This window comes from Desulfocicer vacuolatum DSM 3385, from assembly GCF_900176365.1.
GTDB classification, from domain to species: domain Bacteria; phylum Desulfobacterota; class Desulfobacteria; order Desulfobacterales; family Desulfobacteraceae; genus Desulfocicer; species Desulfocicer vacuolatum.
Window position 1 is genome coordinate 37,156 of the sequence record NZ_FWXY01000026.1, and the last position, 14,926, is coordinate 52,081.

Annotated in this window: 16 protein-coding genes; 5 read left to right on the forward strand and 11 right to left on the reverse strand. The window is 43.0% G+C overall.

What is annotated here, in order from left to right; translation table 11 throughout:
- Positions 1-17 precede the first annotated feature (17 nt).
- From B9A32_RS18045 to B9A32_RS18060, 4 genes are all read left to right on the forward strand, one after another.
- Positions 18-527 carry a hypothetical protein gene (locus B9A32_RS18045; RefSeq protein ID WP_212638007.1) on the forward strand — a complete coding sequence of 170 codons (510 nt, stop codon included), beginning with the start codon at positions 18-20 and terminating at the stop codon, positions 525-527.
- Positions 527-1,213 (forward strand): DUF4391 domain-containing protein, encoded by a 687-nt coding sequence (locus B9A32_RS18050; protein ID WP_084071360.1) that lies wholly within the window; start codon positions 527-529, stop codon positions 1,211-1,213. The genes B9A32_RS18045 and B9A32_RS18050 overlap by 1 nt, the downstream gene beginning before the upstream one ends.
- Positions 1,210-2,262, forward strand: coding sequence for a virulence RhuM family protein (locus B9A32_RS18055; protein ID WP_084071361.1), 1,053 nt, complete (start codon positions 1,210-1,212; stop codon positions 2,260-2,262). Before B9A32_RS18050 ends, B9A32_RS18055 begins: the two co-directional genes overlap by 4 nt.
- 181 nt (positions 2,263-2,443) lie before the next feature.
- Positions 2,444-3,124, forward strand: coding sequence for a Fic family protein (locus tag B9A32_RS18060; protein ID WP_084071362.1), 681 nt, complete (start codon positions 2,444-2,446; stop codon positions 3,122-3,124).
- Between the two features lie 255 nt (positions 3,125-3,379).
- Here the strand turns inward: B9A32_RS18060 and B9A32_RS18065 are convergent, their stop codons facing one another.
- The 11 genes from B9A32_RS18065 to cas2 (B9A32_RS18115) all read right to left on the reverse strand — a co-directional run bounded on the left by B9A32_RS18065 (position 3,380) and on the right by cas2 (B9A32_RS18115) (position 13,765).
- Positions 3,380-3,931: a GAF domain-containing protein gene (locus B9A32_RS18065; RefSeq protein ID WP_084071363.1), complete on the reverse strand. Its 552-nt coding sequence runs from the start codon at positions 3,929-3,931 to the stop codon at positions 3,380-3,382.
- A gap of 17 nt (positions 3,932-3,948) precedes the next feature.
- Entirely contained in the window at positions 3,949-4,416 is a 468-nt protein-coding gene (locus B9A32_RS18070) for a hypothetical protein (protein WP_084071364.1), read from the reverse strand.
- Positions 4,417-4,453: 37 nt separating this feature from the next.
- A complete protein-coding gene (locus tag B9A32_RS18075) occupies positions 4,454-4,876 on the reverse strand; it encodes a universal stress protein (RefSeq protein WP_084071365.1) in 423 nt (140 codons plus the stop codon).
- A 129-nt stretch (positions 4,877-5,005) separates the two neighbouring features.
- On the reverse strand, positions 5,006-5,503 hold the full coding sequence (locus tag B9A32_RS18080; RefSeq protein ID WP_084071366.1) for a Crp/Fnr family transcriptional regulator: 498 nt from the start codon (positions 5,501-5,503) through the stop codon (positions 5,006-5,008).
- 545 nt (positions 5,504-6,048) lie between these two features.
- Positions 6,049-8,166, reverse strand: a complete 2,118-nt coding sequence (locus B9A32_RS18085) for an LOG family protein (protein WP_084071367.1) — start codon at positions 8,164-8,166, stop codon at positions 6,049-6,051.
- Between the two features lie 122 nt (positions 8,167-8,288).
- Positions 8,289-9,815 (reverse strand): hypothetical protein, encoded by a 1,527-nt coding sequence (locus B9A32_RS18090; RefSeq protein ID WP_139795884.1) that lies wholly within the window; start codon positions 9,813-9,815, stop codon positions 8,289-8,291.
- Entirely contained in the window at positions 9,800-10,462 is a 663-nt protein-coding gene (locus B9A32_RS18095) for a hypothetical protein (protein WP_084071369.1), read from the reverse strand. The genes B9A32_RS18090 and B9A32_RS18095 overlap by 16 nt, the downstream gene beginning before the upstream one ends.
- Positions 10,463-10,498: 36 nt before the next feature.
- Positions 10,499-11,611 carry a hypothetical protein gene (locus B9A32_RS18100; protein ID WP_084071370.1) on the reverse strand — a complete coding sequence of 371 codons (1,113 nt, stop codon included), beginning with the start codon at positions 11,609-11,611 and terminating at the stop codon, positions 10,499-10,501.
- A gap of 472 nt (positions 11,612-12,083) precedes the next feature.
- Entirely contained in the window at positions 12,084-13,106 is a 1,023-nt protein-coding gene (cas1, locus tag B9A32_RS18105) for a CRISPR-associated endonuclease Cas1 (RefSeq protein WP_084071371.1), read from the reverse strand.
- Complete coding sequence (gene cas2 / locus B9A32_RS18110; RefSeq protein WP_170923896.1) at positions 13,094-13,441, reverse strand: CRISPR-associated endonuclease Cas2; 348 nt, start codon at positions 13,439-13,441, stop codon at positions 13,094-13,096. Before cas2 (B9A32_RS18110) ends, cas1 begins: the two co-directional genes overlap by 13 nt.
- 36 nt (positions 13,442-13,477) lie before the next feature.
- Complete coding sequence (cas2, locus tag B9A32_RS18115; protein WP_084071373.1) at positions 13,478-13,765, reverse strand: CRISPR-associated endonuclease Cas2; 288 nt, start codon at positions 13,763-13,765, stop codon at positions 13,478-13,480.
- A 277-nt stretch (positions 13,766-14,042) separates the two neighbouring features.
- On the opposite strand from cas2 (B9A32_RS18115), the gene B9A32_RS18120 reads away from it, so the two are divergent.
- Entirely contained in the window at positions 14,043-14,870 is an 828-nt protein-coding gene (locus B9A32_RS18120; protein WP_084071374.1) for a reverse transcriptase domain-containing protein, read from the forward strand.
- Positions 14,871-14,926 lie beyond the last annotated feature (56 nt).

Genomic DNA, 14,926 nt, shown 5'->3' on the forward strand with positions numbered 1-14,926 from the left:
GCTTAAATGATTTCCGTATGGATCTTCTAAACCACATCAAAGCCCATGGTGACTTGGGCCATTTACCCAATGGACTTCATGCCGTTGTGCCGCCCAATGTAAATCTTGGGTTACATCCCGGGGTTATATTCTCCCTGCGTAACCGCAATTCAAATGTTAATGTCAACCAGCATAACCGGCTGCATCCCTACTATCTGATTTATATGGGCAACAACGGAAAGGTGCTCATTGATCATACACGGATAAAATCATTGCTGGACCTGGTCAGGGGTAACTGCAAAGGGGTGAACCGTCCAATTCCCTCAGTTTGTCAGTTGTTCAACGCCAAAACAGATGATGGCCGGGATATGAAGCCTTACTCCGATTTATTGGGTCAGGCCATTCGCTCCATGGTGGAGATAAAAGAAGAGAAGGACATTGACAGCCTGTTTTCAGGGGTCCACACCACCGCACTGGTTGACACCATTAAAGGCCTGGATGATTTCGAACTGATATCCTTTCTTGTTATTCTGGAGGAGGAACAATAATGCAGCTACAGGCAAAATTGCCTTCACAGTCCATTGTGAATTATAAATTTCCCGATGCTTCCAGGTTTGGTCATGTGATTGCCAAAAAGAAAATTTATAAACGTGCCACACCAACAGCAAAGGTAAAAAAGCTTTTTGTCTCCCAGGTTCAGAAGATCACCTGGGCTTACAAGCTTTCGCCTGCAACCGTCAATTTACCTGCCCATGGGGGAATAGAGGAAATTCAGGTTTTTACGGTGGGCCTAAAAACAGGCGAGCTTTCTCCTGAGGTTTTGCAAACCATGGACAAGGCCATCCCGTCCCCCCTCTTGTTTATGTTGACTTACAACCGAAAATGTCGTTATGTGGCCGTTTATAAACGTCCAAATGACGCTGATAAAAGCAGTTGGATGGTCAGCAGTTATTTTGGAACCCGGTGGATGAATGAGTCCGGGGAAAAATTGGAATTACCGGTTGTTTTGGATATGGAGGCGCTTTATCATTTTTTGATCAAATCGTTCATACCCATCCCGAAAAGAAAAGATGAACATCTGGATGATCTGGTACAACGACTGGATCAGGTACGAGCCAAAGAGCGGGAGGCAGGTAGACTGGAAATCCGAATAAACAAAGAAACACAGTTTAACCGACGCGTGGAGCAGATATTCAAGCTCATGAGTCCAGGCACTGAGGTGAAGACGATATGAGCAACCGAGAAAAAAATCAAACATACGAAATAGAGCAGGCAAAGGGCCAGTTCCTGGTTTATCGGGCAGAAGACGGAACCCTGAAACTGGATGTGCGGCTGGAGGATGAAACCGTTTGGCTGACCCAGCCTTTGATGGCGAATCTGTTTCAAACATCCCAGCAAAATATCAGCCAGCATATTTTAAACATTTATGAAGAAGAAGAGTTAGCCCCCGAGTCAACTCACAAGAAATACTTGTCAGTTCGAAAAGAGGGTAAAAGACAGGTAAAACGCCTTCTTGATTATTATAATCTGGATATGATCATTTCCGTGGGCTACCGGGTAAAAAGCCATGTGGCCACCCGGTTCCGAATCTGGGCCACAGAACGACTGAAAGAGTATATTATCAAGGGGTTTACCCTGGATGATGATCGACTTAAAAACCCGGATCTGCCCTTTGACTACTTTGAAGAGCTGACCCGCCGTATACAGGATATCCGAACGTCGGAACGGCGTTTTTATCAGAAAATCACCGACATTTACGCCACCAGCATTGATTATGATCCCACCATGGAGATCAGCATCAATTTTTTCAAAACCGTTCAAAACAAGATGCACTGGGCCATTACCGGACAAACCGCCGCAGAAATTATTCATTCCAGGGTGGATGCGGCAAAACCCAATATGGGGCTGACCAGTTACCGGGGGGCCAAAGTCCGTAAGCAGGATGTGGCCATTGCCAAGAATTATCTCTATGAAGAGGAACTGGCGGCCCTGAACAACCTTGTGGAACAATATCTTGTTTTTGCCCAGGGCCAGGCCATGCGTCGTCTGCCCATGTATATGAAGGACTGGATTAAAAAGCTGGATGCATTTTTGTCCATAAATGACAGGGATGTCCTCAATCATGCCGGAAAAATTTCCCATGAAATGGCAAAACAGTTGGCAGAAAAAGAGTATGAAAAATTTCATGCTGGACGTCTTTTGGACAGTAAAAACAAGCTGAGTGATTTTGACAAGGTGGTGAAACAGATAGAAACCTCGGTTAAAAAAGGAGACCGTCGGTGAAGCTCAAGTTTAAAAAACAGGAGTAGCAGACACAGGCGGTTAAAGCTGTGCTGAATTGTTTCAACGGGTAGCCCATGAGAGCATCAGCTTCAAATACGGTAAGCTTATGGAAATTGTCGGAGCATCCACGGAAGTGTCTTCCCAAATGAGGCAATGATCTATTTAAGGAAAACAGACAAAAATGGAACAAATCAAACCCAACAAGCAAAAAGCCATCATGCTTGCCAGGCGTCAGCTGGCCGAACTGGTGTGCGATGCCGTCAATCTTGAGGGAATCAACTACACCCTTCCGGAAGTGCAAACCCTTTTGGACGGCGTTACCGTTGGTGGACACAGAATAACAGACCAGCAAATAACATTAAACCAGGCATATGCCTGGAAAACGCTCTTCAAATGGGTTGAAGAAAATCAATTTGAAGTAAACATGAAAAAAGTATGTGCCCTGCACAAAATAGCGGCAAAGGAAGAGGCCCTGGATTGGGGGCAATTCAGAAGCGGCAACGTGACCATTGCAGGGACAGACTATATGCCCCCCCCACCGGCCCTGTTACCCATGCGGTTTGAAAAAATGGTTGAAGATGCCCAGGCACTGTCTGATATCCAGGACAAAGCCATTCATTTTTTTCTGACCATGGCCCGGTGTCAATTTTTTTATGATGTCAACAAACGCATGGGACGCTTTGTCATGAACGGCTATCTGTTAAGCCATGGATACCCGGCCATTAATCTTCCGGCAAAAAGACAGCTGGAATTTAATCAGTTAATGCTGGCATTTTACGACAACGGCAAACAACAACAGATGAATGAATTCCTGAGATCATGTCAAGATAAAAGAATCATGAAAATCATGGAAGAAACATGAAATCTCAGCAGAGCCCCCCCCGACGGGCAATAGGAACCGGACAATTGAGCTGTCTACAGTTCCGGTCGGCCCATTGCCCGTCGGGGGGGCGGCGGTATAATACCATGTGGCTCCGCGTCTATGACCCTATATTTGTTGTGTCCCACAGAAAATGCCCGTTTATATGAAATACTCCGCAAACCAGGGGCGTATTTCAAGCTTCGTTGTGGGCAGATCCAGATCAAAATAAGGTCTGCCCGTGGCGGTTATAAAAAATTACAGCCACACCGGATGTACCTCTGCCAGGGTATCTTTCATGCTTTCCACGGTGGTGAGCAAACGAAAATATTTCAACGCCATACCCAGGTTTAAGGCCAGGGATTCCAATAGATTTTTTTCCAGCGGAGTAATCTGCCATACCTCGGAATGATATAACCTCAACGCCCCAATGGTTTTACCCTTTACATTAATGGGCAAAGAAACAATGGACCGAATTCCTTCGTGCTTTGCCTTTTCAGGGTACTGAAGCTGATCTGAAACATGGGTGTCACTGATGATCACCGTCTCCCGGTTGGATGGCCGCTGTATACTCTTGTCCACCAGTATGGGACCTTTATTGACATAATCAACGCTGAGCCCTTGGGTGGCCACAATCTCCAATTCTCCTTCCAGAGCATTTAACACAAAAAATGTGGCACCTTTGATCTTCATACTGCCGATTAGCAGCTGTATGACCTGGTTACTCATGACATCCAGGCTGCTGGATGATGTCACGGTTTCCAGAATAAACCGATAGATATCCAAATCAATTTTATCATGTGATGACATGGGTTCCTCCTTTTGAATCAGGTCAAAATAATAACTTCAATGCCCTTGCCAATACCGGCTGCTACTTTCTTTGAAACACTTCGGGTAAAAAAACGGATTACCCGGTCAGGGGTTCTGCTGAAAATAACCATTTCAAACGCTTCTGACCTGGCAAACTTTATAATATCCCGGGGCACATCAATTTTAACCGGAGCAAAAACACAATGCACCTGTTCATCACGGAACCCTCTATTCAAAAGCCGCTGCTTTACCTGGTGAAGGGCCATCTCCCGGGTATTTAACAAACTCCTTTGATAGCTCAGGTTCTGGTTCATTTTTTCCATGATGGGGTTATTACGCACATCAATTTCCGGTACCGGAGTAAAAATATAAAAAAGAGTGAGATCCACGGTCCTATCCAGGGCAAAACGATTAATGATAAAATTAATGGATTTTCTATCGTTAAGGGTCAAGCCCAAAGGGATGAGAATTTTTTTCATGGTCATTTTGTCCTCCTTTCTTCAATGGAAAACCACCAAACGATCATTTTACAATTAACACCGGGCATGCAGCAGAGTGAAGCACTTTATGAGCCACGCTGCCCACAATGAGTCCTTCCAGATCCGTACATCCCCGGGACCCCATGACAATCATGTCTACCTTGTTAATTTTTGCCACATTGGGAATAACCATCCCTGCTGCTCCCTCCAGAATCCGAGTCTCAAACAAAACGCCACTCTCTTCAAGAATTTCCACAAAGGGTGCGATCAACTCTTCAGAAGCCTGGATGATTCGATCTATGCTTTTCTGAAAATAGGGTTCAGCCGTTATTTTGGGAAAACTGCGATGGCAATGGAGGAGAAGCATTTCCGAATGAAAAAAATGTGAAAGTTCAGCTGCGTAGCGTGTGGCATTAATGGCATGGGCTGATCCATCCACCGGATTTAATATTTTACGAATATTCATATTCCCCTCCTTTCTCTTGATGGTTATTGTTAAGGTAAATTTTGGGGAAACAGAGTTAAAAACGCATCAATTATAGCACCTGAGCATCTATATACGCTCCATATTATGAACAACACCTGCCATTGGGGATCACCAGGAGTTCATCATATTAATGCCAATGAATTTAGCGACTTCCTCCTGCATCTGTTTAAATCTAAACCCCACCACCTGAACAAGATAAGTCATGACTTTATATCCAATCACCGGATCTGAACTCATCAGGGTTTTAATTTTTACACCGTTGATTTTAATAACCTCACACCTTCGTGTGGCGCAATAAGCAGACAACCTCATTTGATAGGGAGGAATAAAACAGGACCATCCAAAGACCTGGGATTCAGCGTTTTCATTGTCATGGGATGAGATGGCAGTATCATCGGTGCTGGGTTTTGAATTAGGCATTTCAAAACGCAGTTGAACCTCTCCGTCTCTGACTATCCACAGGTTTTTTGCTTCATCGCCTTCACAAAAGAGCCTGTCACCCTGTTGATAATTTTCCACCACACAGATTTCAAGAATTTTTGCCAGCTCTGATTTTTCAAAATTTTCAAAAATTTTCAGATCCTCAATCATTTCAAGCGATACCATAATATTCCTCCTTTTTTTAAGTGAATACCCGATGATCGTTTTTTTATAGGAAATACTTCGCAGATCAGAGGCGTATTTCAAGCTTTGTTGTGGGCGGAGCGAGGTCAGAATGCGGTCCGCCCGTGGCGGTTATATTGAAATATATTTAAGCGTTTAAGGCTCAAAACCCGGCATCTTGGAATCCCAGGTCTCAACGTCAAAACAGAATCAGAAATCGTAACGCACAGGAGGGAGGCAGATTTTTCGATGCCCGGTATTTTAACAACAAAGAAGATACGTGCTTTTTGTGATGGTGGCCCAAGATAGGTTTACAACAACGAAATCAGAGGAAAATTAGAAAGAAGTCCGGCGATTTTTTCAGAAAAACACCTGTATTAAGAATAACGTGACACAATAAAGGTGTCAAGGAAGATTTAATCTCATAGGATGACATAGCAAAGCCCCCCCGGGGGCCAATAGGAACCGGACAATTGGACCGTCTACGGTCCCGGCCCGGGCCCATTGCCCGTCGGGGGCGGCATCATACCATTTTCCACAAATAAAATTTACGATTTAAGCCGATAATTGGGTTTTTCAAACACTTCAACCGGCTCAAGCCCCAGGTCCTGCTTTCTGATGTTCCTGGATTTTTTACGGGCCATGTTAACATCTTCCATGGGAATTTTTTTCTGCTTATACCATGTATCGGGATCTTCCAGAAATGGAACCAGCACCTGCACGGCATCAACAGCAGTGGCGCAGGAATGAATTAAATGGGGGGCAAATGCAGGACCGTATTTTTTTTCTGCAATCTGAATGGTCTGTTTCCGGGCATTTTCCCAAAGATTATCCGGGTCCAGTAAAACAATGGGGGCCAGGGGATTTTCATGGAGTTTCATGGAAGTAATGGAAATTGCCAACTCCTCGGCAGTGCCATAGCCACCGGTATTGATGATGGGTAAATTACTTAATTTCTGGATATGATCCTGCCGGGGCAGACGCAATCCTTCTTTATACTTCATTAACCCATCACAGGTGGTAAGGGATGCCTGGTTTTCCCCTTCCAGATCAATGGCCACCCCCACACTCACAATATTGTGTTGCCGGGCCAGATCATTGGCCTCCTTCATCAATCCCGGGCCTCCGCCGTGGACAATGCCCATCTCGTCCCCCAGCCGGGCTGCCAGGCGGTTCAACAGATCAATGGTCAACTGATTGTCTGCGGCTTCGCTGTGGGAGCCGTAAAAGGCAAACCAGTAACGAACCCTATCAAACCGTTCCCTGTCATCGGGCTCCATAAAGCACCCATGGTAAAAGGTATAGAGCTTGTCAATGTCAGGGTCATAACGCAAAAATTCACAATCCGAATGATCCGTGTGGGTGAGCTTGATCATTTTTTTAACATAATCATCCTCAAAGGCGGGGGTGCCGGCACTGATAAGAAATGTTCTCAAACCACTTCTTTTCAGGGCATCCAGAACCTCCGGGGCAGGAAAATTTCTGCCGATGAACACCCGGCTGTTTATGCCCCCCAGCACAGACAATTTTTGCAGGGTGTTTTTGAACTCTCCGTTTTGATCAACGGGAAACAACGGTTGGGGTTTGCGGTGGGTACTTTGTACCACACAGTTTTTGATCATCTCCAGCTGGGCCTCTCCATGGGGGTTCAAGGCCATGGGAATGGGTACAAAATTTCCCTTGTTTAAAATCATACCCAGAGAATCAGGCTGGATGGTCTGTAAAAGATTACTCACCTCGGCATTGGTGAGCAGATCGCACAGGCGATATCCATCCTTTACCTTGTTTTTTTCCAGGGGAACAGTGAGGGGATTTCGGGTGCGAAAAAAACGGATTTTTATTCTGGCACTGCTCAAATGCATGTCGGTGTCACCATAATTGTAAAGCTCCACCTGGCGATCCCGAAAGGTTCTGAAAGGGTCCAGCACCATGGCTGATAAATGCCGTATCTGCCCTTTTTCCAGCTCCACCACCGGATCAATCACCGCATAGATATCCCCCAATGAAATTTTTATGGCCCCCACAAACAGCTCCCCCGGATGCAGCAGAGCTGTCTTAAGGTTCAAGGGAATTCTGGATCGAATGCGATTCAGGGCAATGCGTCCTTTTTTAATGACGGCATTGATGCTGGAGGGATTCATGGCATGGGGCTCAAATCGGTATTGATAGGGTTCCAGGGCCACCGAGATATAATCACACGCCTTGCCGGTGAGGGGATCTGTCTCCTGATGAATTTCAAATCCGTCATAATACCCTTTACGGATTTTCCGGCCCACAAAAAGCCGCTTATGAAGATAGTGGCGCACATCCTGAATTCTCAAATCGGGGTCCATGATCACCAGCCGACCGATTTCATCGCCCTTGTGAAATTGATCCAGCACATTGCCAAGCAGGGGGTTGAGATTGTGAATGCAGCCGTCCAGAAAAACATCTTGCCCGTCCACCACGGGAAGGGTTTCCGGGCTTTTGGGTACCGCGTCAAGGCCAATCTGGGCATTACCGCTCCTGCCGGTGAAGCAAAAGGGCTTTTTTTCATTGACGGCACTTCGGATGTAATCGGACACCGAGGGAAAATGAAACACGGCATTGCGGCTTTCTTCTTTCTCTTTCCGGGGTTCAATACTGAATATGTGCCCGTCCGGGCTTATGATCTGGGGGATGTCCATGGATGTTACTTTCTTTCACAAGTGATGAGGTTTATTGTTAAATCCTATTCTTCCTGTCCTGCAACCTAAAAGATTCCTCCACACTTGTCAACTCTGTCATATGTCGACGATCCAACAAACATCTAAATAGAACTCTTTTCAATAATTTTTTTCAAAACATCTAAATCCACGGCTGTGATTTCAGGGGATGTTATCTTTTCAATGGATGCGTTAGCCTCGGCAGTAATAACCTGTTTTTTACAATGGGCAAAAGGGATAAAAAAAACAATATTTTGTTGAACAAGCGTTTCCAAAACTGAGTTCAACACAGCTATCTGCCCGGGACTGATCTTTTTAAATGGCCCCCACCCTTGATAAATTTCAAAACTGTCTGTGGTTACTTCATTGTTTTTCTTTAAAATGGTCACACCATCTTTTTCAAGCCATATTTCCAGTTGAACATGCCAACGCTCTCCATCAGGGCAGGCGATGCGGTATCTTGTCCGAACCGTATCCTTTGAGTTATCACCGACAACAAAACTTTTTTTTAAACCATCTTTAAGAATAAAATAAAGAGAAGCGTCTTCAATATCCTCTGGGTCCAAACATTTCTTCAACACCTCATCATTTATTATCAAATCAATTTTTTCAATGGCTACAACATCAATGTCACAGGCCTGTTCCGGACTTAAATATTGAAAATATTCCTGTTTTTTTCTTTTATATATTTTCTCAGCTTTGTCCAGGGCATTTTCAATGGTTTTTTGGTAAAATCGCAGCTGATAACGCCTCTTTCGCACCAAAAAATTATTTATATTCTCCATTGATTCCAATACACCAAGGGCCTTTTTCAAATTACCTGAACGAAAATACCCTTCACTCTTTTCCAAAATGTCCCTACAATATGCAGAAACATATTCCGTTTTAACACATTGCACAAGATCCGGCTTAATACCTTCAAATTCACCGGTATCCAGATAAGCCAGGGAATACTGCACCCTGTCCCACGCATTTATTGCTATCTGATTTCGAATATGTTGACATTCGGCAACCACCAATCGCTCTTTTATTTTGTTTTTTTCCATGCCGGAAAGGACTCCGCCTTCTTTTAACAAGGCTTTTTGGAAATCAGATACGGCTGTCTCATAATCACCGGCTTCCGCATGGTTCGCTGCAACGGACACAAGATAAAATATTTTTCGTTTCTGCAGTTGCTGTAGATAGGCTTTCTTTAACTGATCCAGGGATTCCAGTTTGTTTTGTAAAGCCCCACCGGATGATGGAGCAAATATCTTGGCATATTCCACAGCTTCTTTATATTTGAAAATGGCATTTGTGATGGCTTCCAATGATCGTGAATATTCTTTTTCCGCCATGGGCATTTGCAAATGATCAGCGGCAGTCTTTAATGCAACAGCCTGCTTTACCTTGCCATCGGCGATACATACCGCAACTTTTGACAAAGCGTCCGCCAGTTTTGATCCTGTTTCTATTATTCCCGGAACCCTCTTAAAATGGTTGTAAGCAACTTCACAGCGATTGTGATGATATGCACTCATCCCTTTTTTAAAATGAGGAGAGGCGCACCCGCCAAAAAACAGAGCTGCAATACAGACTGCCCCGGCAATAATTATCCTCAATCGCATCATGGTGCTCATTGTCTGTCCCATTCCATTTTACCGTTTTCTGAAATGCCCACTTCTCTATGTTGAACATTGGCAATGGTTTTCTGCATCTGATCGATCACTCCTTTCATTGCCGGTTTTACAATGATGTCCGGTGCATTCATTCCGGCCAACTCCGTCAGAGCTTTATTGGCAATTTCAGAGGCACGAAGAACCCCCTGGCTTACCGTCTTCTGTAAGCTCAAATCCGTGGCTGCCATAATCTCCTTTCCCCACAATTTTATTTTCTCCCGAATATTGTCCAAGGCAGCTTGGGAAAGGTTTTGATGGGCCTCTACTGTTTTTTCCACCCTGTCCGCAAATATCTGAATCTGCCCATCAGCATAAATTTTCAATTGATCCAGATAAAGTGATTTATTGATCTTTCCTGACTGAAAATTGGTGAGAGCTTCCATAATGCTGGGTTTTTCCGGCATAACCGTTTTTAAATCTCCGGGGGAATGGGGAAATGACATACCCATGACATCCTCCGAATTCCCATCGGTCTTAGATGATCCATATCCACTTGTGTTATCTGATTGCCCATCTGAGTCTAAAAAACTGAAATCAAATTCATCCCAATTAACACTCTCTTTTTCATTATTATTTTCCTGCCCACCGCGAACAGGAAGTTTTCCACGCTCATCCCCCATATCAACTCCTTTTATTATAGTTTCAAATTTAACTGATTAAGATTCAAACGAATTTGAATACCAGCGAAACAACTTATCCAAAACTTTTTTCTTATCGGCTTCCGACATATTTTTCATATCAAGAACAGCATCTGCATGGGTTTGATATTTTTTGGTAATTTTAAGTATCAAATCAGTTTTGGCTTCCTGTAAATCAAGGGCCGTTGATACCAAACTGTCCTGATGAATATCACTTAACAGTTTTGTTGCCTCCAATTGATTTTTAAGCAATCGTCTATTTTTTTGCGCCAAATTTCGTAACAGTGCTGGAACAATTTTTGTGTGATATAGCTTGAAAAAAAATAAAATTGTGAGCCAGATTAATAATACCGCCATGGAAAGATATTTTACCTGTCCCTTCGCCTGATCCATTGTATTATTGTGGGTAAATTTTATTTTTTCCAAGGGAAGATACCCAACCATACCTGCTTCATTTGAAAAAACACGGGCACAGCCACCATGGATTGCCTCCACAACAACAGTTTGTCCTTTTTTCAAAGTCTTTTTCAAAAACACATTTTTCCCACACCCAATTGATAAAGGCAGATCATGGGTAACAATTGCCAATTCATGACTGAACAAATTGAGATGCATTGGAGAAACAAACAATAGCCCCACAACAACCAATGACGACATTGGAATACAGAAAAAAATGAAATGCCTGGATCTCAACCGATAATATAGAGGAACTCCGTGTATCTCCTTGCTGGATGGGATCAGCACTTTCAATGCCAGAATTATCCCCAAAGATCCAACAATCAAATACCACGGCAATATTTCCATTTTATGACCTGTCAAAATCCAAAAAAGCAAAAACAAATGCAGCAAAAGAGCAACTGAGAAGCACATTGATTGTAAGAAACTTATTTTATCTGTGATCAGTTGATTAAGTCTCTCTTTAAGAATTTCAATTTTTTGAGGGTCTACGGCAATACCGTTAAAGGGAAATATTTTTTTGGAAGTGGAGGAAATTCCCGGGTCTGAATTCGTAGCCATTAAACCCGCACTGGCGCAGAGCCGCCTTAATTGTTTCAATTCCTTGATTGATATGGATGTAAGCGAATCCGGATTATCCAAAACCGTTTCTAATTTCTTGAATTGATCTGTCATTTTTAACTCCCAAAAACAAAGTGGAATAAATGACCGGCGCATTATTATAGCATAGATAAAATTTTCAATTATTTAGCTTCTTCTAAACATTCCTTAATCACCTTCATAAGCGGTGCCCCATTCAGAGATCGGTGAAGTATATTATCGCCGAGCCGCTTCAAGTCTTAATCACCTTCATAAGCGGTGCCCCATTCAGAGATACGCCAAGAAGTACGGCGTTGCAGTTGATCCCGTCTTAATCACCTTCATAAGCGGTGCCCCATTCAGAGACCAACCAGCAGTTGAGACTAAATGTAATTTCCGTCTTAATCACCTTCATAAGCGGTGCCCCATTCAGAGTGCACTCTCAAAATATATTGTATTATTTTGAGAAGTTAAAATACATTTTTCACGACATTCAAACTCGCAAAAAGTTAGTTTTTTTATGTATCTTTTATATAAAAACAAATTCATTATCATCATGTCTAATGAATTACCACAATCCGACCATACCTTCAATCATCTTAGTGCAATAAAACTTTAAGGATTGTACTTCAAGCCCATCTTCAGAAGTCAAATCCAATATTGGCCATTTTTTTTTCCATTCCTCCCATGCAAAAAAATAAATTTTCCGCCCTTCCTTTGAAATGCGGCAGCCATCTGTTCCGGATGTTGTAAAATGGCCAGGGCTAAGTTCTCCAATTATATTCAAAACAAAAGCATCCACACCGGGTCTCAATGGTTCTGCAATGTCAAGAATTAAAGATTCCCGACCGGGATAAGGAGAATGAAGAAACCCCAGGGCCGGGTCAAGACCACGAATATTCACCTCTTTTCTTATTTCTGACATCAATAATGTATAAGAAAGAGACAACAGGGCATTTACCGGGTCTTTTGGAGGGCGCCTGTTTCTCCCTTTAAACTTCCATTTTTTACTGAGAAAAACTGCCAGAAATCCAAACCATTCCTTTGCTGCCGCCCCCTCTACCCCCCGGGACGAATCAATGCTTTTAGAAACGCCTAACTGGTGCAGACACTCTTTTAATACGCCATTGGATTTTTTCCCTGCTTTTGTCACTCTATTTGTTATTTTGACACTTTGGATAGCCTGCCGTAAAAAACCATTTGAACCGTTATGGGTCAAAGAGTTCAATAAAGTACGCACTCCTGTGATCTTTCCCTGCAACAGCCAGGACACCACCCTGAGTTTAACATCAGAATCATTCCATGCCCGGTACTGTTTTATGCGGACCATAATGGATGTTGAGATACCCGCTCCAAGCCAGGCAGAAGCACCTGTCCCCCTGGAAGGTAAGAGCACGGCTGCCACACCAAGTTCCGATAATACCCTCCATACATCACAGGAAACCTGGGGACTTCCGTAAACAATAACCTGCCCCACCATTCCCAGAGGAATGCGTTGCATGGTGGCATCTGCATGCTTGATTTTCAAAGCTTTTCCATCCAGCACCACAGTTGTATCACGTCGATCCTCAATTAACGTCATTTTTTCCATAAACGCCTCCAAAACGATACTTTGGCAGACGAAGCTGTGGAGGAGGAAGGTTTTCCATGGGAGTTATGTTCCTTTTTATCCTCAAGAACAATCAAGGGATAGGATTCCAGGACACCTCCGGTTGTCCAAACCTTATCCGGACTTTCCACAGGATAAGCCCGGATATCATCGTATTTGGGTTTAATGAGTTTCCCCAGATCACCCAGCAATGCCTTCATTTGTAATTCTGTCCCCTGGATAAAAAATATAGATTTCTGGACAGCAAGACCGCTTTTCTTCATCAGGCGATGAACTTTTACCAATCTCTTTGGGTCTGCAATATCATAACAAAACATATACCACCCAGGCCTTGCCATCTTTCCTCCAGGAAATCAACCGTAATAAAACATTTTTTTATTCACAGATGTATTATTGCCCATGCCCTTTGTTAAAACTTTTCGTCTCATTTCAACCCAGGCCATAATCAGATTATCAGTGTCTGTATCAATTTCAGCGCTCAATTGTAAAAACAGTTCTTCAGCCTGTTCAAGGGTCAAACGACACTCGTAAACGGACTTCTGGTTATCCAAATTCCATTCACGCAATATTTTCCTAACCCTGGCACGGATTTTATTCTTAGAAATATCATAAGCAACGACGATGGGATGAGATCTTGCCATCTATTATCCATTTGGTATTTTCAGTCAATGATATTTTACATATAAATGTCAAATACAATATCATAATTACCATGTCAAGCAAAGCTTTTGGTTCAAACTAAAAGAAACAAATATCTTTATGAAACATAAAAAATGAAATTGATTACTTTACAGAAAAATTCAATTCCTGTATGAGAATTATGGGCAATACTTCTTCTTTTCATGGAAAACCGGCTCTTGATGATTTGAATATCATTGATTCTTAACTTAAACCGGCCGCAAACAGGGACACCTTAAAATGGGTGATTTATTACAACTTGCCGCATCCCCGGAAATATTAAATCTTGCATGGAAAAAATTAAGAAGTGACAATTCCGTGTGGGCCAACGGGATATCCAGGCGGGAAATGGAAAAAAATCTTGTCCAGCATATTTTGCAACTCTCACGGGAACTGTCCCAAGGTATCTATACCCCAGATCCCATACGAATGTTTCCAGTATTAAAGGGTAATGGCAAAAAAAGAATCATCTCCGCCCTGACACTTCGAGACAAACTTGCCCAAAGAGCGGTTTTGTCCGTACTTACACCCATTGCCGAAACGCTGTTCCACCATGACAGTTTTGGTTATCGGCCAAACCGGTCCATTGACATGGTCATGTCCAGAGTCAGAGAGCATATCCGATGTGATTATTATTGGATTGTGGATGCTGATATAAAATCTTTTTTTGACAATATTCCCCATAAAAAATTACAAACAAGTCTTAAAAAAGTAATACCGGATAAGGAGCTGCTACAGCTTATTTCTAAATGGCTGGATGTGGGAACACCCCGAACCGGTATTTTATCAAAACGGAGAGGAATTCCCCAAGGGGGTGTGATTTCTCCATTATTATGCAACATTTATCTTACGGCTTTTGATAATTACCTCACATCCAACAACCTGCCTTTTGTACGTTTTGCTGATGATTTCATGGTTTTCACTCCATCCAGAAAAGCCGCTGATTTTGCCATGGCTTGTGTGGAAAAAGGGCTTAAAAAGCTTGAGCTTGAGCTAAATGCTCTTAAAACCCGTATTGTTCGTTGTAGTCCTAACCTGGACAAGCCAGAACCAAAAAGGTTTTGTTGAATCACCATTCGCGGTATAATGATTCCCATAACATACAAATGCGAAAGGAGGTCAAT